Raw genomic sequence first — 21753 nt, 5'->3', positions numbered from 1 at the left:
ATGTATAGCCCTAATCGAATAAACCTGTTATCTGATCAAGAAATTGAAGCCATTTATGCTATCCCTGAATTTAATAAAGCTGAACGAGAGTTGTATTTTTCAATAACGGATGAGGAAATGCTCATCGTCAAAAAATATCGCACTACGAAGGCACAGATTTATTTTATTCGATTGCTTGGGTATTTTAAGGCCAAGCAACAGTTTTATAAATTTAATTTAGGCCAAGATAATGACTCACAATTTATTTTAGGAAAATATTTCGGGGAACACCTACTAGGACTTACAGGTCAAATCGATTTTAAAACTTATCAAAAACAAAAAACTGATATTCTCTTGTTGTTTGGCTTTAAAGATTGGCAGCCACCGTATGAGCCCAAAATTCAGCTTCATTTAAGTGAGCTGATCAAGCTGTACCCAAAAGGACATGATGCTCTACGACAATTATTAAACTACTTTAGTAATCAACAGATTGTTTTACCTTCGTATCGCACCATACAGGATATGTTTACCAATGCATATTCAATAGAAGATGCTCGACTTGATGCACTTATTTCAGTTATTCCAGAATCAAAAAAAGAACAACTGTCGGTTTTAATCAATAAAGAGGATGGGATAACTCCATTGAATGTAATCCGGTTGGATCAGAAGAATTTTAAATATAAGGCTATCAAGGCTGAGGTAGATAAGGCCTTGAGACTTGCCGAATTATATGATTTTGCAAAAAGCTTCCTCCCAAGACTCAAAATATCCAAGAACTCTATTCGCTATTATGCTGATTTAGCGGAACAGTACGCGGCTTCTAGGCTCAGACGTTTAAGTAAGCCACAACAATGGCTTCAAGCTTTGTGTTTTGTATATCATCGTTATCAACAAATTATGGATCACTTAATTACCAGCTTTATATATCACACCAGAGGTATAATGAATGAGGGTAAAATATATGCTGAAAAGGCAATGGCTGAGCATAGTTCAGGTTTGGTTGTTGACTTACCAAAATTGGCTCGATTTCTAAAATGGTTTCCAAATCGTAAGCATAATTTAACCCATGATGAGCTAAACCACCAAGCTTATAATATTTTACCAGTGGAACAGTTCCCTGCTCTTGCACAATTTTTGGAAGGCAGTGTATTTGATAAAAAAGCAGCCAAATGGGCATTTTTTCTGGAATCATCAAGGCAAATTGCATTGTATCTCCGGCCTATTATGTTAGCAGTACCGCTCGTATTTTATAAAAAAGACAGCGATATTATGAGGCTTATCGATTTACTCAAAAAACACTATGGTGCTGATAAAAGTCCATCATCATTTAAGCTGCCAAAGGATTTGGAGGACGCCATCTCTAAAACAATGATTCCTTACTTGAAAGCAAATCCAACTGATGAGCATGTAGATCCCCATTTATTTGAATTTTTTGTCTATCAAAAAATGTATCGTCGTTTAGATAAAGGACTGCTCTGTTGCAATGAAAGTGTCTCTTATTGTGACATAGACCATGATTTAATTGATGATGCGTTAGTGGATGATGTAGAAAAAATAGCCCATGAATTTGGTTATCCAAATATTCCAATCTATTGCAGTGAGCACTTAGATGAAGTGCTTAACGTCCTAGATAACACGTGGGATAGGGCAACAAAACGCATTAGTCTTGGCGAAAATCCTGGATTTCTGATAAAAGAAACTAAATCTGGTGAGCAAGAGTGGAGTCTAGGCTACGATAGCCTGGATAAGCTAGATGATGCTTTTTTTAAGACCCTCACACAAGTAGAAATCCCTGATATTACTATGCATATTGGTAATCACGTTGATATGTGGCGTGCATTTACCCACATGAAAACCCGTTATCATAAAAAAAGAAAGCCTGTTCCTTTGGTTGTTAATGCGTGCGTACTGTCCGATGCCTTTGGTATTGGTGAGGAAAAAATGGCTGATATGTCAGATCTTAGCCATAATCTTTTGCGATCAACTCATGAAGATTTCATTCGTGTGGATACTTTATGCCCTGCGAATGATATAGCAAGCAATTTACTCCATTCATTGCCTATTTTTAAACAATGGAATTTAATGGATTTACAATTATTAGCTGATGCAGACGGGCAAAAGCTTCCAACTAGTGAAAGTACAATTCAGTCAAGATATTCAAAAAAATTTCTTGGTAAGGAACCTGGGCTTTCTGTGTATACATTAATTGCAAATTTTGTTGCTGTGAATGCCAAGAATATTGGACCTAACGAGTATGAAGGACACTGTCTCTATGATGTAATCTTTGGCAATAAGACAGACATTGATATTGACATGGTGACTGGAGACAACCACTCTTTAAATCAACTCAATTTTGTTATACTGGATTCAATAGATATTGAATATGTTCCAAGTATAAAAAATGTTAAAGAAGCGACAAATGATTTGTTTTCAGTTAAATCAGTTGATCACTACACTGGAATTATTCGTCCTAGTGGGGTTATTAATAAAGGTCTGATTAAATCTGAGGAAAGAGGGATATTACGGGTTTTACTCTCCTTACTTTTGCAGGAAAATACTCAGAGCATCATCGTTAAAAAAATAAACTCTTCTGCTCGGTATGGAAGATTAAAAAAAGCACTTTTTGAGTACAATAAAATATTAAAAACTACGCATGTATTAAATTTAATAGATAACATGGCGCTTAGGAAGGCCATACGTGCAGCAAGAAATCGAACAGAGGCTTATCACCAATTGCAAGGTCTCATTAGGAAAGTTTATCGTGGGGTCTTTAAGGGAAAGAAAATTGTTAATAATCGAGTCAGTGCACATGCAGTAAGACTTGTTGCAAACTGTATCATTGCCTACAACGGTATTATTTTGAATACTATTTATGAAAAAATGCTTAAAGAAGGAGTTAGCCAAAACATTATTGATGAATTTATTAGAATATCACCTATTGCTTGGGCGCATATTGCCTTTACCGGAAAGTACAGTTTTAAAAAAAGTAATGGTGATATTAATATTGCAACAATGGTTGAGGAACTGGAAAAACATTTAAAGCAGCATTTTTGGAAAGTTACTTAAGTAACGCGTTCATTTTTAATTATTTGCAATAAAATTGCACGGATTGTTGGGCTAAATCTTGAAATCCCACTTTTTGTCAGTTCTTCCACAGGACCCCCTTTACAGTAAACAAAAATACCTTGCTGGTTTCTTTACTGGCTTTAATACTTTTTTAGACCATTTTACTAAATACGGTGCAGTAATAACCCTTGCCTTGTCCGTTAGCTCCTTTTTAGGCTTCGCTATGACACCAGCTGGTTGGATAGCCGTTGGATCAGCGATGCTGATAGGGGGAGTAGTACTGGCTGGGCATAGCATATACAGTTATCTTAATAAGTCCCAAAAACTAATGGAAGCGATTGAGACCAGAGATGCACATGAAAGCCAAATTAAAAGCCTTGCAAAAGAAATTGAGCTCCAATATGCGCAACACGATGTATTAGAAAGAGAGCTGGAATCTCTTCGTCAATCTGCGGAAAGCTTAGGTATTTCTTCAGATATAGAACCTCCAAATACCTCCTCTGTTAATATTAAAAAAGAACCTATTGATAACATTAAAAACACAGAAAAAGAACATTACTTCCTTCAGGCTTTAAAAAATTTAGCTAGTTATATAGCAATACCTTTTATTGCTCTAGGGCAGCTGTTTGATCAGATGTTGCGATTGTTAAAATTACCTCAATTGAAAGAGCTGATAAATGCAACCTCGCCCATACAAACAAGATTAAAAGAATTTGCTGCTGTTTTAACCTTTGTAACTACCGCATTTACTGGGCTTTTTACGTGGTTATCCTCTTTGCTTGGTGGGGGACTCACGCAATTGAGTTTTCTGCAGACATCTTCTGTATTGGCAGCATCCTTATCCCCAATTAGTCTAGCAATAATTGGTGTAACTCTCTTATTCATTTCAGCAAGTCTACTTTTAAACAAGGTATTCTTTCATGATCCTCATGAGCAATTAACCAAAGAGCTAGAAGAAAGAAGAGAAGTTCTAATTGATAGTTTAAATCAAAATCACCTTTTATTGTCGCAAATTGAATATAAAAATGACTCGTTAAAAGAAAAAGTTAAATTACTAACATTGAAAATTGATTTATTACAAAGTGCATTAAAGGATAAAGAGGAAAATAAGCGACCTATAGTTGAATCTCATGAATCAAGAGAATTAGCAGAGCTTTTTTCTGCCTCCAAAGACACATCAAACCCATCGAATGAAACAGAACTTAAGCAAAAGCTATCTGATAACATTAACTCCCTTCAAAAACTCCTGCAAAGGTATCAAAAGCAGCTAAGTGAATTGGAAGGAAAAGAAGTTTTAGAGTCTGAGGAGAGCTCCTCAAAAGAGTTAAACTCTCCGGAGTTAGCAAATCAAAATACCCCCTCGTTGCCTAACGTCCCAATCGAGTTTAATGGGCAAAATAATGAACGGCGTGGAAACAGCCCCCTGCAAAAACTGAGCATGTTTAGGAAAGAGCCCGTGGTATCAGACGGTGGTGAATCCCTTGCGCCCAAAAACCCTTCTCCTTTATAAAGGTTTTTTTCGATGGGCATCATACAAAGCTGTGTCAGCTAAAGCGCAGTAAAACTAAGGAACTACTTAGATTTATATTCTGAATCAAGTTTTCTTAAAAATGCCATTTTTTCTGCAATCTTGAGTTCTAAACCTCGCAGTACAGGTTGATACCAATTAGGCTCTCTCATGCCTTCAGGTAAATAACGCTCTCCTGCAGCATAGGCATGAGGCTCATTATGGGCATATCGATATTCATGGCCATATCCTAATTGTTTCATTAGACGTGTGGGGGCATTTCGTAAGTGGATAGGAACCTCTCGCGACTTGTCTTTTTTTACAAAAGCCATGGCTTCGTTAAACGCGTTGTAACCCGCATTACTTTTAGCAGCTATTGCCAAGTAAATTACGGCTTGACCTAAGGCTAATTCTCCTTCTGGAGAACCTAATCGCTCGTAGGTTTCTGCGGCATCATTAACAATTTGCATAGCCCGGGGATCGGCTAAGCCAATATCTTCCCATGCCATTCTAATAATGCGTCGGGACAGATATAAGGGATCAACTCCCCCATCAAGCATGCGGCAAAGCCAGTAAAGAGCTGCATCGGGATTGGAACCACGAACTGATTTATGTAAGGCAGAAATTTGATCGTAGAAATTCTCGCCGCCTTTATCAAATCGTCGCATATGCTGAGCTAAGGAGTTAATCACAAAATCTTTAGTCACCTCAGTTACTTTCGCTGCGCGACATGCAGTCTGTAACTGTTCCATACAATTCAGTAATCTTCTGGCGTCCCCATCAACATAGTCAATAATAATTGCTATTGCTGCTTCATCGAATGGAATTTCAGCAAGAACTGCCTGGTGTGCTTTTTCAAATAATTGTTTTAATTCTTCATTAGTTAATGACTTCAATACATAAACTTGTGCCCGTGACAACAAAGCAGAGTTGACTTCAAAGGAAGGATTTTCTGTTGTTGCCCCTATAAACGTTACTAAACCCGATTCAGTATAAGGAAGTAATGCATCTTGTTGGGATTTATTAAAACGATGGATTTCATCAATAAACAGGATGGTATGTTTGCCTTGAGTTAAATTCTCTTGGGCTTGTTCCATTGCGGCCCTAATGTCTTTAACTCCGGAGAAAACAGCTGAAAGTGCGATCCACTCACAATCAAATGCCTCCGCTGTGATTCGGGCTAAGGTTGTTTTACCAACCCCAGGAGGCCCCCATAAAATCATTGAGTGGAGCTTGCCACCCATGAAGCTAAGTCGTAAGGGTTTTCCCTCTCCCAACAAATGCTGCTGACCGATTACGTCATCAATATGTTTCGGCCGCAATAATTCAGCCAATGGTAGGGAGGGTTGTTTCCTTGACTCTGTCATTGTTGTACCACATCAACCCCTTTTGGCGCCTTAAATTGAAACAATGAAGCAGCCAATTGAGGATTTAACTTCGGTTGGGTCAACTTTACTGTAGTCACTTGTCCTAGCTGATCATACAATACTAGTTCAGCTAACATATTTTTATGAAATACTAGCTTCATACGTTGGAAATTTGCTTTGGATGATTTGGATTTCAGATCAAAAACAGAATTATCCCCAGAACCACTCTGAACTACGGTAAAATCTCGAGTTACCGTATCATCATAGCCGCTTAAAAATAAAGCAGCCGTCCCACCTAAGCCTTTTTCTTGTTTTTTCACCGTAACCTGCTCAAGATCCGTATCATAAATCCAGATACGTTGACCATCAGCGATCATCAATTGTTCCATAGGCTCTTTTGTTTGCCAGCGGAAACGTCCTGGTCTTTGCAAGGCCATAGTCCCAGAAGAACGAGAAACCACACGCTCTTTCGCCTTAACAACCTGCTTAAAACTCGCGGTCATTGAACGAATCGCATTTAATTTAGTTTGTAATACCTGATCAGCCGCTTCACAAAATGCACCGGCAGAAAAACTCATAAGAACTGCAAGCAGTATTTTTTTCATGATCAATCCTCTGTTACTGAGTTCACTAAGACATCACGATAGCCACCGTCTAAGGGGCCAACAATTCCTGTACGTTCCATTTCTTCAACCATACGTGCAGCACGGTTGTAACCAATTTTCAATCGTCGTTGTACTGCAGAAATACTGGCTTTACGTGTTTGAATGACAAACTCTACGGCTTGGTCATAAAGTGGATCATCATCTTCAGCTTGGCTCTCTCCATCCAAACCGCTACCTTCATCACCATCAACACCAATTCGAGTGATGTCTTCAATGTAATCAGGTTCACCACGAGCACGCCAATCATCAGCAATACGATGAACTTCTTTATCATCAACAAACGCACCATGAACACGTAATGGAGCACCGCTTCCTGGAGCTAAATACAACATATCTCCATGTCCTAATAATTGTTCAGCGCCCTGCTGATCCAGTATAGTACGAGAATCTATTTTTGAAGAAACCTGGAATGACATTCGTGTTGGAATGTTTGATTTAATCAATCCAGTCAAAACATCCACCGACGGACGCTGTGTTGCTAAAATCATGTGGATTCCCGCAGCACGTGCTTTTTGGGCAATACGAGCAATTAATTGCTCAACCTTTTTACCCACAACCATCATCATGTCAGCAAGCTCATCAATAACAATAACGATATGAGGTAAAGTTTCTAACAAGGGCGCAGTTTCATCCATTGAATCTACTGGCTTCCATAATGGATTCGTTAATGGTTCACCACTAGCAATCGCTTCAGAAACTTTCGTATTAAAACCAGCAAGGTTTCTGACCCCAAGTGAAGCCATTAGTCGGTAACGCCGCTCCATTTCTTCAACACACCAACGTAAGGCGCTTGCAGCCTCTTTCATGTCGGTTACTACTGGAGCTAATAAATGAGGAATACCATCATAAACAGACAATTCCAACATTTTTGGATCCACCATGATTAAACGAACTTGTTCTGGAGTAGCCTTGAATAGGATACTCAAAATCATCGCGTTAATCCCTACTGACTTACCCGAACCAGTTGTTCCAGCAACCAATAAGTGTGGCATTTTAGCCAAATCAACAACCACAGGATGTCCTGCAATATCAACTCCTAAGGCTAAGGTAATTGGTGAGTGTGCCTGGTGGTACACCTCAGCAGACAAGACATCCGACAAGCGAACCATTTCTCGCGACTGATTCGGTAACTCCAAACCAACAACTGTTTTACCTGGAATAACTTCAACTACGCGTACTGAAATTACTGATAAAGAACGCGCCAAGTCTTTAGATAAGGCCGTTAACTTACTAACTTTAACGCCAGCAGCCAATTGCAATTCAAAACGAGTAACAACAGGGCCTGGATGTACAGCAACAACATCTGCTTGCACACCAAAATCCAATAGATGTTGCTCAACCTCTCGAGAAACGTGTTCTAATTCCTGATGGGTATAACCTCCCATTGGTTTTCCGGGCTCTCCTCTATCTAGCAAGTCTAAGCCTGGTAAAGTGCCTGGATTATGAAGTTTAGGGGCACGAATTTCTTTTAATTCACGTGGAGGAGGAGCAGCAGCAGCAACAACCACTGGAGCAGATTTTACTACCTCCGCTCGAACTGGCTCGGCTCTAACCGGCTCAGGTTTTGGAGCAATGGGTTTCTCTACATTAGCCATTAATACAGGAGGTGTTTTTTCCTGTTCTGGCTCAGGTTTGGAATTAAATAACTTAGGCACTGCTTTTTCTTGTGCTGGCCTATCTTCTGTAGCTGGTCGGCGCGCTTGATACCCGGCAATCCATGAACGGCTTGCACTAATCGCATTTCTCGCCGCAACATAAGCCCTATTGATCAGAGATAAAGTGTAAAAACCAATTAGCTCCACGGCCTGCAACCATGATATTCCAGTAAGCCAGGTAGTTCCTACCAAAAGCATGGCTAATAAAACAAGTACTGCACCATGTAAATTCAGCATGTGAAACCATGCTTTACCCACGGCTTGGCCAATAAGCCCTCCTGGACCATGCATGGCATCCAAACGATTCCAATGCGCTTGAAAACTTAATATACCGCTGCCACCAATGACCATCATCAAGAATCCACCTAGGCGCAACGATAAAACACGAAGATCAAGTACTTTTAATGCACGTAGATCTTGCAGGATTGCCCAAGCAACATAAACAAAAACAACAGGTAATAAATAAGCGAAATAACCAAAAATAAAATAAAGCGCATCGGCAATATACGCACCTACTTGTCCACCAGAATTAGCAACTGCTTTTCCAGCACGTGATACATGCGACCAGCCTGGATCAGTGAATTGATAGGTCATTAACGATAAAAGAACAAATAAGGCCCCAGTTAAAGACAATATAAAACTGCCCTCGCTAAGACGTTTAATGATAAAACTTGGCATGGTTTTTTTTAGGGAGCCAGCCTTTCTTCCCGATTGTTGTTTTGCCATAGGTATATTCAAAGGTTTGTTTATGTCATAATGTTCGCCATCTTAACACAAAATATTAAGGAAGGCAGAGTCGATGAGCGATAGTAATCACCACCGCTTAATCATCTTGGGTTCAGGACCTGCAGGTTACACTGCTGCTGTCTACGCCGCAAGAGCAAACCTAAATCCAGTATTAATTACCGGCATGCAACCAGGTGGACAATTGACCACCACTACGGAAGTAGACAACTGGCCTGGAGATATTGAAGGTCTACAAGGCCCTGCATTAATGGAGCGCATGCAAAAACATGCTGAGCGTTTTGATACAAAAATTATTTATGATCATATCGTCAGCACTGATTTATCTAAGAGACCGTTTACCTTACGTGGCGATAGCGAAACCTACACCTGTGATGCATTAATCATTGCAACTGGAGCATCTGCTCGCTACTTAGGTCTAGAATCCGAATCAGCATATCAAGGTCGTGGAGTTTCTGCCTGCGCAACGTGTGATGGATTCTTTTTCCGTAACAAAGCTGTTTGTGTTATCGGTGGTGGAAATACCGCAGTTGAAGAGGCTTTGTATTTGTCTAATCTAGCATCTCATGTCACCCTGATTCACCGACGTGACAGTTTGCGAGCAGAAAAAATTCTTCAAGACAAATTATTTGAAAAAGCGCGAAATGGTAATATCAGAATCATTTGGAACAGCGCCTTAGATGAAGTAATTGGCGATGGGAAAAAAGTTACTGGTGCAAAAATCCGTCATGTTCGTGATGATTCTACAGAGCAACTCGATGTTGATGGTGTGTTCATAGCTATCGGTCATACACCAAATACTGAGTTATTCAAAGAGCAACTTAATATGAAAGATGGTTACATCACTATTAAATCAGGGCTTGATGGTATGGCAACCAGTACTTCAGTGCACGGAGTCTTTGCTTGTGGTGATGTCGCTGATCACGTTTATCGCCAAGCAATTACTTCTGCGGGGTTTGGCTGTATGGCAGCACTTGATGCAGAGCAGTATTTGGATTTAGAGTTCGAATAAGTAAAAAAGTCCTTCTCCCCTTCTAGAGGGAGAAAAATCACAAGCGAATTCCCGCGATCAAACGAAGGGAATTCGCAAAGTATTAATGATTTCAAAATAAAGCTACACCATTGGTGTTAACCGCCTCTAATTTCGAGTTCTAGAGCGTTTATTGCTCATATGCTCATATATCATTCCTTTAGCTTCCGGCTCGATTTCAAATAATGACTCATCGTGAGAAAGCCCTTCAGGGGAATGAGGTACTGAACTCTGAGCCTCTTTAAAAAAGGCACTTGATTTTATTTGTTAATTGGCTGGCGTTGCTCTGGGCGTTTCTTTATTGCGGTTCAACATTTTCAACATAATGTCTTTCCCCATAGCTTCGATCATTTTCATGAATAATGGGGGCGTTTTAATTTGTAACCGTCGCAAGTCGCTGTAATTCCAATAAATATATTCGACCGGTTCACGTGCATGAATTGTAGTGCTTGCGTTGCCATCACTAAAATAACTCATTTCCCCAATAAAATGATAATGCCCCAGCTCTAGAATTGAATCAGGAAGATCAATGTAAACTTGACCATTGGTTATGAGCATTAAGGCCTTCACTGGTTTATTCTTTTCTAGCACAATTTCATTACAGGCCGTGCCTCGATGGCTTAATTTAATCAAGCGTAAGAAGTCACTGGTTTGCATGCTGTCGAAAAATATTTTTTTAATCGATTGTAATTCATCACTTAAATATTTAGGCATCATATCGCGTATCAAAAAACCAATTTGCACGAAATTAATAAGTAACGAAGCAATTGCCCAATAAGCCATTGGTGGAATGTGAGCTAATATTCCATACAATAGAAACGATCCGTCTGATAAAGCAAAGATAATACGGATCAAAAGAACTTTTCTGCAGCTCAGGCTAAGAAGAATTAAAATGTTTCCTAAACTGTAAAGATAATCCAAGTGCAATTGATTTCCCCCGTGCTTATTTATAGTAATTGTAGAATATATTCAATATACTTCCAAATCTCGATTTTTGTGAGCTTCATGGAGAAACTGTACAAATGTTAATAGACCTTAACGAGGATTTTGTATTTCCAGATCCTGAAACCAGTGATAAACAAGGGCTATTACTTATCGGTGGTGACTTAAACCCCAAACGTATATTACAAGCCTATTCGCAAGGTGTTTTTCCTTGGTATGGGCCTGGCTCTCCCGTTCTTTGGTGGTCACCGAATCCAAGACTTATTGTACGCCCTTCGGCATTTAAAGTGTCTCATAGTTTACAAAAATCACTAAAAAAACCATTTAGAATCACTGTGGATACTGCATTTCCAGAGGTGATACGTTCCTGTGCCACCAGTTCAGAGCGAATGGATAATACCTGGATTGTTAACGACATGATCGAGGCCTACACCCAAATACATGCAATGGGTTATGCTCATTCGTTTGAAGTATGGCTTGACGATGAATTAGTTGGCGGATTATATGGAATTAGTCTGGGTCGTGCTTTTTTTGGTGAATCTATGTTTCATAAGGTCACAGATGCTTCAAAAATTGCTTTTTATTATTTATGCCAAACAATGAATCAATGGAGGTTTGATTTTATTGATTGCCAGCTTCCCTCCCCTCATTTACTTAGCTTGGGGGCGGAAGTTATTAGTCGTACTGATTTTATGCGCCTATTAAATGATACATTGGAATATCCGAGCATGCAGGGAATATGGCAAGCTCCTTTTTAATGCTCGATTGCGAAAGTTATTACGCTAAGGAAAACCTGGTTGCAAGCAACTGTATAAATTTTTTTAACTTAATGGCAGTGTCTCTGGGATTGGCAAAAAATCACGAAACATCAAAGTGTAGAGCAGCCTATGTCCTAAGCGAGGTGTATAAGATACCGTTGACTACATACTTATGGCGTTATGTAACTTGAACTACCTTCAAATGTTACATCATTAGCTTTACCATCATAAACACACAACCAAGCACCGAATACTTCTTTTGCCTGTCTGGGCATTTCATTTATAGGGTTAGAAATTACCTCTTTAATAATCTCTTTGTTTATCGTGATGTTTTTACCGTAAATGTATACATTCCATTCCCGACCTTTTTCATCTTCAATTACCGAAGTGGCACCAGTAGGAATTATTCGAAAATTATCAACGTTCATGGATTTTCCAGGCACAGGACAAGTAGGTTTTACTTTAGGCCCAAATTGCCCGGCATTAGCAACACCAACAATACTGATTAGAATAAATAGCAAAATACGGTTCACTTGATGCTCCAGTTGTTTATAAAAGTATAGGCTATTTCCATTCCATGGAAGAGTCATAAAATAACAGACCCCTTTAATAAAGGAAATAATAGTAGCCCAAACATTAGGTTAAAAAAATACAACTTGGATAAATTAAAACATCATACTTCGTGAGGTTTTAGATCGCAGGATAACGCACATCAGTACAATTAATTTACAATTTATACCTATAGTATAAATTTCAGCATCGCATAATTGCCATTATCTTCATTTTAGCAGTATACTTGCGGGAGAGTCATGTTTTCATATTGAAAACATTAATTAACCGATTTGGTAATCATTTGAGAGACCTATGGCAAAAGAAGATCATATAGAAATGGCTGGCACAGTTATAGATACCCTGCCCAATACCATGTTTCGTGTTGAATTAGAAAATGGGCATATTGTCACTGCTCACATTTCTGGTCGCATGCGCAAAAACTACATTAGAATTTTAACCGGCGATAAAGTTAAAGTGGAATTAACTCCCTACGACTTATCAAAAGCTCGCATTATATTCCGCGATAAGAATTAATTTGTTTGCTAATATGCAATGGGCCATCAGGCCCATTATCATATAGACGGCTTAAAACTAGAATTATCTGCGTCAAAATCTGAAACAAAAAAAGGTTGTACTAGGAGCATTCGGTAAAAGTTTTTTAAGAATTTTTGTGCATTGTCCAGACTATCTTCTTCAAAATAGGCATTTGCAAATGCTCGAGCAGCATTTTCAATCGTCACCCTAAATCGATTACAAAAACTCAGATTGTTCTATTGTCAGGGTATCGACAAATGAAAGAGAATTATAACGATTATCAAATAATGCCCTGTATACGCACTTGGTAATAGGCCCAATAAAAAACAAAGGGATTCGAGGGAGGTAATTAATTTATTAGGTGCATAAAAGCCAGGATTAGGTATGCAACAGTAAACCTAACGGGAGCGGACTCAAGCCTGCTCCCGGATTTCACCTCACACCCACCATACCGTGACGGCTGATGCTATTTAATGGTAGATTTATAAGGCCTCAAATATTGCGGCGGCTCCCATACCAGTACCAATACACATTGTCACCATACCGTATTTACCTTTGGTTCGTTGTAAACCATGTAATAAGGTTGCGGTTCGAATTGCGCCGGTTGCTCCTAAAGGATGCCCTAATGCAATAGCTCCACCTAAAGGATTTACTTTATCGCGCGGTAAACCCAGATCCTTAATAACTGCTAAAGCCTGAGCCGCAAAAGCCTCGTTTAATTCAATCCAATCGATTTGATCTAAAGTTAATCCAGCGCGTTTTAAAGCAACCGGAATGGCTTTTATAGGTCCAATTCCCATAATTTCAGGTGGAACCCCTTCTACAGCGAAACTTAATAAGCGTCCCATTGGTTTTAAATTATATTTACGAACCGCTTCTTCACTAGCCAACAAAGCAATACCTGCTCCATCACTGGTTTGTGAGCTATTACCAGCAGTAACTGTTCCCTTCAAGGCGAACACAGGTCTTAATTTAGAGATGACATCATAAGATGTATCTGCTCTTGGCCCCTCATCATCAGTGATCAATTTTTTCTTAACATTTGTTGTTGAGTCTGCCAAATTCGGCTGTCTTATGGTAATTTCTACTGGTGTAATTTCTGCTTTGAAATCACCTCGCAATTGAGCAGCAATTGCCTTTTTATGGCTTTCAGCAGCAAACTCATCTTGCTGTTCACGGGTAATTTCCCACTGCTTCGCCACATTTTCCGCAGTTATCCCCATTCCATAAGCAATAGCAACATGTTCATTATCAAAAAACGATGGATTTGCTGTGTATTTATTACCACCTAAAGGCACCATAGACATACTTTCAACACCACCTGCAAGAGCTAATTGCATCTCACCACTGCGAATCGATGCGGCAGCAGTTGCAATACTTTGTACTCCTGAAGAGCAGAAACGGTTGATTGTCATTGCAGGGACAGATTGCGGCATGCCTGCGAGGAGAGAAGCGATACGTGCCACGTTCATACCTTGTTCTGCTTCTGGCATCGCACAACCAATAACAACATCACCAATTTCTTCCCAATCAATACCTTGATGGCGGCTCATTAAGGTTCGTATTGTATGCGCCAATAAATCATCAGGTAGCGTATGCTTAAATACACCACGAGGAGCTTTTCCTACTGGAGTTCTTAATACATCAACTATGTATACATTAGTCATCTGTTAATCTTCCTTATGCTTCATTCTCTCTCGACTAGGCCGAGAGAGAAGATAAGTTGCATTTAATTACGTAATGGTTTGCCAGTCTCTAATAAATGACTGATACGAGCCTGGGTTGCTGGCGTTGATGCTAAAGTAACGAATGCATCGCGTTCTAATTTCAACATCCAAGCTTCATCAACCAATGCACCTTGATTGAGATTGCCACCACAAAGTACTTTTGCTAATTCAGTAGATAAGAAATAATCATGTTGTGAAATAAATCCACCTTCTAGCCAATTCACTAAGCCTGTTTGCAATCTAGCTAATCCCTCTATTCCTGCCACTTTAAATTGCCTTGGTAACGGTGGGAGGTAATTTTCCGCATGCATTAATTTAATTTTGCGTAGTGCCGCATAAAGCACTTCATCCGCATGCATTACAAAGGTATCAGTACTACGTAAATAGCCCATTTGTTTTGCCTCAGCAGCAGAACCAGCTACTTGTGCCATAGCAATTTGTTGGAAGTAACTTTGAATGACGGTCATTAAATCAGCATGAGGAATACTTGCAGCCCGCATCGCCATTTCTTTACATCCGCCACCAGCTGGAATTACCCCGACTCCAACTTCAACTAAACCGGGGTATGATTCAAAAGCAGCAACGACGGCATCACAATGCATCATAAACTCACAACCACCACCTAAAGCACGACCTCTTAGTGCAGCAATCGTTGGAATAGAACTGTATTTTAAACGCATTGCTCCTGCTTGAAATTGGGCAATCATGTCATCAAGCGCCTGCATCTTATTATCTTGGATTAATTTCATGACATGCCGTAAGTCAGCTCCAGAACTAAAGTTTGCAGCATCCTGTTGATAAATAATAAGTCCACGGCATTGCTTTTCTGCAACATCCAAGGATGCTTCCAAACCATCCAGAACAGCTTGTCCTAAAGTATTCGCTTTACTCTTGAAACTAAGAACAGCAACATCATCTTGTAAATGCCATAAACGTACCCCTTCATTTTCATAAAGAACAGGCATAGGATGTGCGGATTCTTTAATTACGCGATCAGGGAAAAACTGACGCTGATAAACAGGCAATTCACTGCGTGGTTGATAATTATTTTTCTGTGGTGAATAAGCACCCTCTTGTTTATAAAATGCATCTATTTCAAAAAGCCATCCAGGTAATTGAGCTGTACTTAAGGTTGCTTTTTCTTTAATTGCTTCACTAATAAACTGTATTGTTTTAGCTAAATCAGATAATTGCCAAGTTTCAAATGGCCCTTGCATCCAACCAAAGCCCCAACGAATTGCCAGGTCCACGTCTCTTACGTTATCAGCAATCGTCTCGAGATGATAAGCACAATAGTGGAATAGATCTCTAAAACAAGCAGCTAAAAACTTAGCTTGTTTATTGTTAGAGGTCATCAGGCCGTGCATGCGTGCAACAGGATCAGCATTCCCCATGATTGCTTTCAGCTCATCGCTTACCTCTGCTTTTGATGGACGATAGCTTGCTGATTGAATGTCATATACTTCAATGACTTTACCATTTTTGCGATAAATACCCTGGCCTGATTTTTGTCCTAAATGCCCTTCTTTGATTAGTCCGGCTAACCACTCAGGTAATTTAAAACTATGATGCCAAGGGTCCTCTTTTAATTGTTCTTGCATGGTGCGAACAACATGTTCCATGGTGTCTAAACCAACTACATCCATAGTGCGGAAGGTTGCAGATTTTGGTCGGCCTAATAAAGGCCCAGTCAAAGCATCAACTTCATCTAATCCCATATTCATGACAGAAGCATGATGCAAGGTGGTTAACAGAGAAAACACACCCACGCGGTTTGCAATAAAATTAGGAGTATCTTTAGCGCGAACCACACCTTTGCCTAAATAACTGGTTAACCAAGCTTCTAAATGATCCACTAATTTTGCATCAGTTGTATGGGCAGGAATAAGCTCTGCAAGATGCATATAACGTGGTGGGTTAAAAAAGTGAACGCCACAGAAATTTTTACGGTGTGCTTCAGGTAAGACGGCGCACAGAGCATTAATACTAAGTCCAGAAGTATTACTAACTAAAATGGAGCGACTCGTTAAATGAGGTGAAATACGTTTGTATAAGTCTTCTTTCCAATCCAAACGTTCTGCAATTGCTTCAATAATTAAATCACACTCAGCCAGCTCAGCTAAATTTTGCTCGTAATTTCGAGCTTGTAACAACGCAGCTGTTTGTGCTGTGGCAAGAGGTGCTGGTTTTAACTTGGTTAAATTGGCAATTGCCTTATCGATTAATGCATTGGCATTAGCATCTTTAGAAGGCAAATCATAGAGTAGAGTTTCTATTCCAGCATTGACGCAATGTGCAGCAATCTGTGCGCCCATAACCCCTGCACCGAGAACCGCGACTTTTTTTATGAAAAATGGTTCCTGCATTATTTTTCCCTCATTAATTAATGAATATCATCCGCACTCAAGGTCCTGCGGCTGCAGGACCAATTATAGGAACTGTTTACATTTCGCTCCCTTGAGGCAAAATTGCTTGATTGTCGAGCACCGAAGTACAGCACACATAAGTATGTGAGCATCGGAGCACAGAAAATCAAGCCATGTTGGTCAAGCTAGTAGAAATATAAAAAGTTCCTAACTTAGATTAAATTTAATACCCTGAGCTAATGGCAACTCATTACCCCAGTTAATGGTGTTGGTTTGGCGACGCATATATGCCTTCCAAGAATCGGAGCCCGATTCACGTCCACCACCCGTATCTTTTTCACCTCCAAAGGCCCCCCCAATTTCAGCTCCTGAAGTACCAATATTGATGTTCGCAATTCCACAATCACTACCCCAAGCACTTAAAAAACGCTCTGCATGCTTTAAGTTTTGCGTGAACATCGCGGAAGACAAGCCTTGAGGAACATTATTATGCATCTCAATCACTTCATCTAAAGAACGATACGACATCACATATAAGATAGGTGCAAAAGTCTCTTCTTGCACGATATCCCAATCATTTTTTACATTACAGACTAACGTTGGCTGTACAAAAGAACCAGATTGATTCAATGTCTCACCACCAAAAACAATCTTGCCTCCAGCTTCTTTAACACGGATAACAGTCTTTTTAAATTGCTCTACTGCGTGCTTATCAATCAAAGGCCCCATTAAATTATGTGTGTCTAAAGGATCACCAATTGTTATTTGCTCATAGGCAGAACGCAATTTCTCGATAATAAAATCGTACTGAGACTCATGAACAAATAAACGCCGTGTTGTAGTGCATCGTTGGCCTGCTGTTCCTACCGCACCAAAAACAATCGCGGGAACTGCTAAATGTAAATCAGCTGATTCATCGAGAATGATGGCATTATTACCACCTAACTCTAAAATAGTCTTACCTAATCGTGCTGCAACTTTTGCAGCAACTAGTTTCCCTACCGCAGTTGAACCAGTAAAAGAAATCAGTGGAATACGTTTGTCATTAACCATTGCATCGATTACTGCATGGCCTTGAGGAATAATTAAACTAAAAATTTCTGGGCAGTTATTTGCTTTTAAAACTTCATTACATAGATGTTGAACCGCGATCGCACAAAGCGGAGTCTTTTCAGAAGGTTTCCATAACGTCACATTTCCGCAGATTGCTGATAAAAAGGCATTCCAAGCCCAAACAGCTACCGGAAAATTAAAGGCAGAAATAACACCAACGATCCCATATGGATGCCATTGTTCATACATTCTATGATTTGGACGCTCAGAATGCATGGAATTACCATAAAGCATACGTGATTGGCCAACTGCAAAATCAGCAATATCAATCATTTCCTGAACTTCGCCATCACCTTCTTGCTTGGATTTACCCATTTCTAAAGAAACTAAGCTTCCAAGTAAATCTTTTTTCTCACGTAGAGCTTGACCGATTTGTCTAATGATTTCCCCACGCTTTGGTGCAGGAACCATTCTCCAGGCTTGAGCAGCACTTTGTGCACGAGTCATAACCTGTTCATAATCATCCATAGTGCAAGACGCTACTTCAGCAAGTTTTTCATTGTTCGTTGGACAGAAAGAGGCAAAGGTATCTGCATGAACATTGCTGTGCCAGCCTTGGCCACTAAAAGCCCCTGCATTGGTATCTTGAATATGTAATTGCCTTAATAATTCCATGTATAACTCCTTGAAAACTCTTTTGTATAGGATAATGGGACTGATTTAACTTGTAGCCCGTATTAGACGAAGTTGTAATACAGGGCGTTGTGGCACTGATACCCGTATTAGGACTTTGACTAATACGGGTCACGTTATTAGCCTTAAGCGTAATAACGGCCAAAGCGGTTTTCTAATACTGCCGATAATTGGAAGTTTTCTTGATAGACTAAGCCTTTGTACTCATTCGCTTGTCCTAATACCAAGTCAACTACAGCACAAACGCCAGAAGCAGTACTTACTTGAATTGCAGACCATTCTAATCCTGCAATGACTTGTGGATATATTTTCTTCACGTAGTTCTTTTCAGTCAGCTCACCACGTTTCATACCTTCAACAGTAACATAAACGATAACAAGATCTTGATAAGTCTTAGGAATAGAGTTTTCTAAAATACGCTTTAAAGTTCCTCTATCTTCATTTAAGCGTAAGTCATTCATTAAGAATTTCATTTTTTGGCAATGGCCAGGATAGCGCATTGTTTTGTAGTTCATAGTTTGAACTTTGCCGGTATGTAATTCTGCCAAACTTCCTAAACCACCCGAAGTATTAAATGCCTCATACTCACAGCCATCAATTTGAATTGCTTCTAAACCTTCTAGGGGAGATAAAGTAACTTCTTTACCGTATTTAATACCATAGCAAAGATTTCCGTACTCGTTGATTACCCCGTCAGTTGACCAGGTTAGTGAATAATGCAATGCGTTATTTGCATTTTGTGGCAATGCACCTACACGCATTTTAACATGGTGACACTCTTCAAATTCTTGCATTAAGCTATTTGCAGCAATACTAATAAAGCCTGGAGCTAATCCACACTGAGGAACAAAGGCGGTTTCAGCATTCTTAGCAATTGCTTTTACTGCTTCAGTAACCGATGTATCTTCAGTTAAGTCAAAATAATTGGCTCCAGCTGCTTTAGCTGCTGAGGCAACATGCGTATTTAAGAAATAAGGTAAACTCGAAATAACCGCCACAATATTATTCTTTTCCATATAAGCTTTTGTGGCTAGCTCATCAGTAACATCTAAAGCTACTGTTTTTACTTTGGGTAAAGCACTGAGTAATCGCTTTACATCAGACCCATTAAAATCAACATCGACTAAATGGACTTGATAAGAGCCGCTTTCCGTTAATAAACAGGCAATTAAACTCCCAATTTTCCCTGCACCCGTAATCATGACATTGTACATATAAATCCCTCTCCATTGTAAGTCGGGGATAATCGTACACAAAAACTCGTCAATTGCAAAGTGAGCTGTGTTAATCTATATTCAAAATAGCTTTTTCAAATTTCTTGACCTGAAAACAGTACTCCTTTATCTTATGATTTTCCAATTTTATGACAGCATATGAAGCAAACTGCTTTCGCCAATTCCATTCCACTAAGTACTTCCATACGCATTGGCTATATTAAATATCTATTGATTCTCATTCTTGGGCTTATAGCGGCACTGGGCTTTGCTCCCTTTCATATGCCGGGATTAACGATTTTAAGTTTGGCTTTTTTATATGCCAGTTTAAAAAGTTGCTCTAGAAAACAAAGTTTTTATCGTGGCTTTTTTTATGGAGTGGGCTTCTTTGGCTTTGGCGTTTCGTGGGTTATTGTTAGCATTCATGACTATGGTCAATTAAATTATCTCCTTTCAGGGTTAGTGACCTTAATTTTTATTATGTATCTGTCACTCTTCCCTGCACTAGTTGCTTACTTATTCAATATTCTTGAATTTAAGCACAGTAAATTGTTATCTGCTGTTCTTTTTGCAGTTTTATGGTGCGTCAGTGAATACCTGAGAGCAACTTTATTTAGTGGTTTTCCTTGGTTATTTGTAGGAACCGTACTTATTGATACACCGATTAAATACCTAATCCCAGTTTTAGGAATTTATGGCTTAAGCTTGATGTGTGCCTTCATTGCAGCATTTTTAGTACTTACGGTGCAAGAAGAGCGCTCCAACAAACGCAATGCCTATGTAATTGTTTTTATCCTCCTAATCCTTAGCCCTTTTGCATTGAAAAATGTGAACTGGACTCAGGTGCAAAAAGACCCTATTACCATTGGCGGGGTTCAAGCAAACCTATCCATGCGCGACAAATGGGATGAAACGCTGTTTTGGAATTTGTTAAAATATTATGAGCAAGCAATTAACAAGCTATTGGGTAAACAATTAATTATTTTGCCTGAATCAGCACTCCCCTTGCCTGCTAGCTATTTAGATAAGTATTTACATAAACTCAATGACAAGGCTATAAAAGCTAATAGCGCCCTTATGTTAGGCATACTGCAACCCACGAATGACAGTGAAGCTAATTACTATAATTCCGTCATTACTCTCGGGACCGGGAAAGGGAACGTGTTAAAAAGGCAGCTAGTGCCTTTTGGAGAATACATTCCCAAACCCTTACAAACTATAAATCGTTGGTTTAATTTACCAGATGCCAATCTAGTTCCAGGAAAAATTCATCAGTCATTAATTAAGGTAGCGAATCATCCAATAGCGAGCCTTATTTGCTATGAAATTGCATATCCTTATCTTCTGAGAATGCAAATGCCAGAGGCTCAATGGATTGTTTCAATTAGTGATAATGGATGGTTCGGACACTCCCTTGCCAGTTACCAGCAACTGCAAATGGCTCAAATTTTATCCATCCTTACAGGCCGCTATCAGGTCGTAGTGAATAATGATGGGTTGTCTTCGGTAATTAGTGCTAATGGTGATATAACTGAAATGCTCCCTCCCTTTAGTGCGGGAATTTTGCAAGGTAGCATTTATCCTGCTGAAGGTATGACTCCCTGGATTAGATGGAGTGAAATGCCCGCATTTATCTTTTGTGCTCTATTTCTCTCCTTTACTTTATTAATGTGGTTTCGCCAGAAAGCTTAATTGTATCCCGTCTTAGCCGAAGCAATAATACGGGTGACTATGCCACAAACTCCCGTATTACGCAGCGCTAATACGGGCTACATTATGTCTACTTTTACCTACTCCCTAACGTGATGCCTATAAAATGTCAAGAAATTTTTATGCATGCAGCAGCCCGATTTTCTATTGCTGGCAAGGACAAGAGGAGTTATCCTTAGCGATCTTAAAGT

The 21753-nt window shown here is 39.5% G+C and carries 15 protein-coding genes; 6 read left to right on the top strand and 9 right to left on the bottom strand.

What is annotated here, in order from left to right:
- On the top strand, positions 1 to 3045 hold the full coding sequence (locus J2N86_RS07340; RefSeq protein WP_252578683.1) for a Tn3 family transposase: 3045 nt from the start codon (positions 1 to 3) through the stop codon (positions 3043 to 3045).
- Positions 3046 to 3268: 223 nt separating this feature from the next.
- Positions 3269 to 4555 carry a hypothetical protein gene (locus J2N86_RS07335; RefSeq protein ID WP_252578682.1) on the top strand — a complete coding sequence of 429 codons (1287 nt, stop codon included), beginning with the start codon at positions 3269 to 3271 and terminating at the stop codon, positions 4553 to 4555.
- 62 nt (positions 4556 to 4617) lie between these two features.
- On the opposite strand, the gene J2N86_RS07330 is transcribed toward J2N86_RS07335, so the two are convergent.
- Genes J2N86_RS07330 through J2N86_RS07320 form a run of 3 tightly spaced genes read right to left on the bottom strand, consistent with a single transcriptional unit; the run spans position 4618 to position 8965 of the window.
- Positions 4618 to 5919 carry a replication-associated recombination protein A gene (locus tag J2N86_RS07330; RefSeq protein WP_252578681.1) on the bottom strand — a complete coding sequence of 434 codons (1302 nt, stop codon included), beginning with the start codon at positions 5917 to 5919 and terminating at the stop codon, positions 4618 to 4620.
- Entirely contained in the window at positions 5916 to 6524 is a 609-nt protein-coding gene (gene lolA, locus J2N86_RS07325) for an outer membrane lipoprotein chaperone LolA (protein ID WP_252578679.1), read from the bottom strand. Before lolA ends, J2N86_RS07330 begins: the two co-directional genes overlap by 4 nt.
- 2 nt (positions 6525 to 6526) lie before the next feature.
- Positions 6527 to 8965, bottom strand: coding sequence for a DNA translocase FtsK (locus tag J2N86_RS07320; RefSeq protein ID WP_252578678.1), 2439 nt, complete (start codon positions 8963 to 8965; stop codon positions 6527 to 6529).
- A 73-nt stretch (positions 8966 to 9038) separates the two neighbouring features.
- On the opposite strand from J2N86_RS07320, the gene trxB reads away from it, so the two are divergent.
- Complete coding sequence (gene trxB / locus J2N86_RS07315; RefSeq protein WP_252578676.1) at positions 9039 to 9995, top strand: thioredoxin-disulfide reductase; 957 nt, start codon at positions 9039 to 9041, stop codon at positions 9993 to 9995.
- Positions 9996 to 10280: 285 nt separating this feature from the next.
- On the opposite strand, the gene J2N86_RS07310 is transcribed toward trxB, so the two are convergent.
- Positions 10281 to 10826: a cyclic nucleotide-binding domain-containing protein gene (locus J2N86_RS07310; RefSeq protein ID WP_252578675.1), complete on the bottom strand. Its 546-nt coding sequence runs from the start codon at positions 10824 to 10826 to the stop codon at positions 10281 to 10283.
- 209 nt (positions 10827 to 11035) lie between these two features.
- On the opposite strand from J2N86_RS07310, the gene aat reads away from it, so the two are divergent.
- Positions 11036 to 11713 (top strand): leucyl/phenylalanyl-tRNA--protein transferase, encoded by a 678-nt coding sequence (gene aat, locus J2N86_RS07305; RefSeq protein WP_252578674.1) that lies wholly within the window; start codon positions 11036 to 11038, stop codon positions 11711 to 11713.
- Positions 11714 to 11883: 170 nt separating this feature from the next.
- Here aat and J2N86_RS07300 read toward each other — a convergent pair whose 3' ends face one another.
- Positions 11884 to 12303: a hypothetical protein gene (locus tag J2N86_RS07300; protein WP_252578673.1), complete on the bottom strand. Its 420-nt coding sequence runs from the start codon at positions 12301 to 12303 to the stop codon at positions 11884 to 11886.
- A gap of 274 nt (positions 12304 to 12577) precedes the next feature.
- Between J2N86_RS07300 and infA the strand changes: the two genes are divergently transcribed.
- Positions 12578 to 12799, top strand: coding sequence for a translation initiation factor IF-1 (gene infA / locus J2N86_RS07295; protein ID WP_252578672.1), 222 nt, complete (start codon positions 12578 to 12580; stop codon positions 12797 to 12799).
- A gap of 482 nt (positions 12800 to 13281) precedes the next feature.
- Here the strand turns inward: infA and J2N86_RS07290 are convergent, their stop codons facing one another.
- The 4 genes from J2N86_RS07290 to J2N86_RS07275 all read right to left on the bottom strand — a co-directional run bounded on the left by J2N86_RS07290 (position 13282) and on the right by J2N86_RS07275 (position 19852).
- Entirely contained in the window at positions 13282 to 14466 is a 1185-nt protein-coding gene (locus J2N86_RS07290) for an acetyl-CoA C-acyltransferase (protein ID WP_252578671.1), read from the bottom strand.
- Between the two features lie 62 nt (positions 14467 to 14528).
- Positions 14529 to 16892 carry a 3-hydroxyacyl-CoA dehydrogenase/enoyl-CoA hydratase family protein gene (locus J2N86_RS07285; RefSeq protein ID WP_252578669.1) on the bottom strand — a complete coding sequence of 788 codons (2364 nt, stop codon included), beginning with the start codon at positions 16890 to 16892 and terminating at the stop codon, positions 14529 to 14531.
- A 207-nt stretch (positions 16893 to 17099) separates the two neighbouring features.
- A complete protein-coding gene (amaB, locus tag J2N86_RS07280; protein WP_252578668.1) occupies positions 17100 to 18620 on the bottom strand; it encodes an L-piperidine-6-carboxylate dehydrogenase in 1521 nt (506 codons plus the stop codon).
- A gap of 143 nt (positions 18621 to 18763) precedes the next feature.
- Complete coding sequence (locus J2N86_RS07275) at positions 18764 to 19852, bottom strand: saccharopine dehydrogenase family protein (protein WP_252578666.1); 1089 nt, start codon at positions 19850 to 19852, stop codon at positions 18764 to 18766.
- A 159-nt stretch (positions 19853 to 20011) separates the two neighbouring features.
- Here J2N86_RS07275 and lnt point away from each other — a divergent pair, with 159 nt between their 5' ends.
- A complete protein-coding gene (lnt, locus tag J2N86_RS07270; protein WP_252578665.1) occupies positions 20012 to 21544 on the top strand; it encodes an apolipoprotein N-acyltransferase in 1533 nt (510 codons plus the stop codon).
- Positions 21545 to 21753: the final 209 nt, after the last annotated feature.

This window comes from Legionella lytica, from assembly GCF_023921225.1.
GTDB classification, from domain to species: domain Bacteria; phylum Pseudomonadota; class Gammaproteobacteria; order Legionellales; family Legionellaceae; genus Legionella; species Legionella lytica.
This window is presented reverse-complemented; position numbering and strand designations above follow the sequence as displayed.

What these genes read in the sequence shown, in the direction of transcription:
- lolA (WP_252578679.1), bottom strand. Translation starts at nt 6,524, where the DNA reads ATGAAAAAAATACTGCTTGCAGTTCTTATGAGTTTTTCTGCCGGTGCA.
- trxB (WP_252578676.1), top strand. Translation starts at nt 9,039, where the DNA reads ATGAGCGATAGTAATCACCACCGCTTAATCATCTTGGGTTCAGGACCT.
- lnt (WP_252578665.1), top strand. Translation starts at nt 20,012, where the DNA reads ATGAAGCAAACTGCTTTCGCCAATTCCATTCCACTAAGTACTTCCATA.
- J2N86_RS07320 (WP_252578678.1), bottom strand. Translation starts at nt 8,965, where the DNA reads ATGGCAAAACAACAATCGGGAAGAAAGGCTGGCTCCCTAAAAAAAACC.
- infA (WP_252578672.1), top strand. Translation starts at nt 12,578, where the DNA reads ATGGCAAAAGAAGATCATATAGAAATGGCTGGCACAGTTATAGATACC.
- J2N86_RS07290 (WP_252578671.1), bottom strand. Translation starts at nt 14,466, where the DNA reads ATGACTAATGTATACATAGTTGATGTATTAAGAACTCCAGTAGGAAAA.
- aat (WP_252578674.1), top strand. Translation starts at nt 11,036, where the DNA reads ATGTTAATAGACCTTAACGAGGATTTTGTATTTCCAGATCCTGAAACC.
- J2N86_RS07285 (WP_252578669.1), bottom strand. Translation starts at nt 16,892, where the DNA reads ATGCAGGAACCATTTTTCATAAAAAAAGTCGCGGTTCTCGGTGCAGGG.
- amaB (WP_252578668.1), bottom strand. Translation starts at nt 18,620, where the DNA reads ATGGAATTATTAAGGCAATTACATATTCAAGATACCAATGCAGGGGCT.
- J2N86_RS07335 (WP_252578682.1), top strand. Translation starts at nt 3,269, where the DNA reads ATGACACCAGCTGGTTGGATAGCCGTTGGATCAGCGATGCTGATAGGG.
- J2N86_RS07275 (WP_252578666.1), bottom strand. Translation starts at nt 19,852, where the DNA reads ATGTACAATGTCATGATTACGGGTGCAGGGAAAATTGGGAGTTTAATT.
- J2N86_RS07330 (WP_252578681.1), bottom strand. Translation starts at nt 5,919, where the DNA reads ATGACAGAGTCAAGGAAACAACCCTCCCTACCATTGGCTGAATTATTG.
- J2N86_RS07300 (WP_252578673.1), bottom strand. Translation starts at nt 12,303, where the DNA reads ATGACTCTTCCATGGAATGGAAATAGCCTATACTTTTATAAACAACTG.
- J2N86_RS07340 (WP_252578683.1), top strand. Translation starts at nt 1, where the DNA reads ATGTATAGCCCTAATCGAATAAACCTGTTATCTGATCAAGAAATTGAA.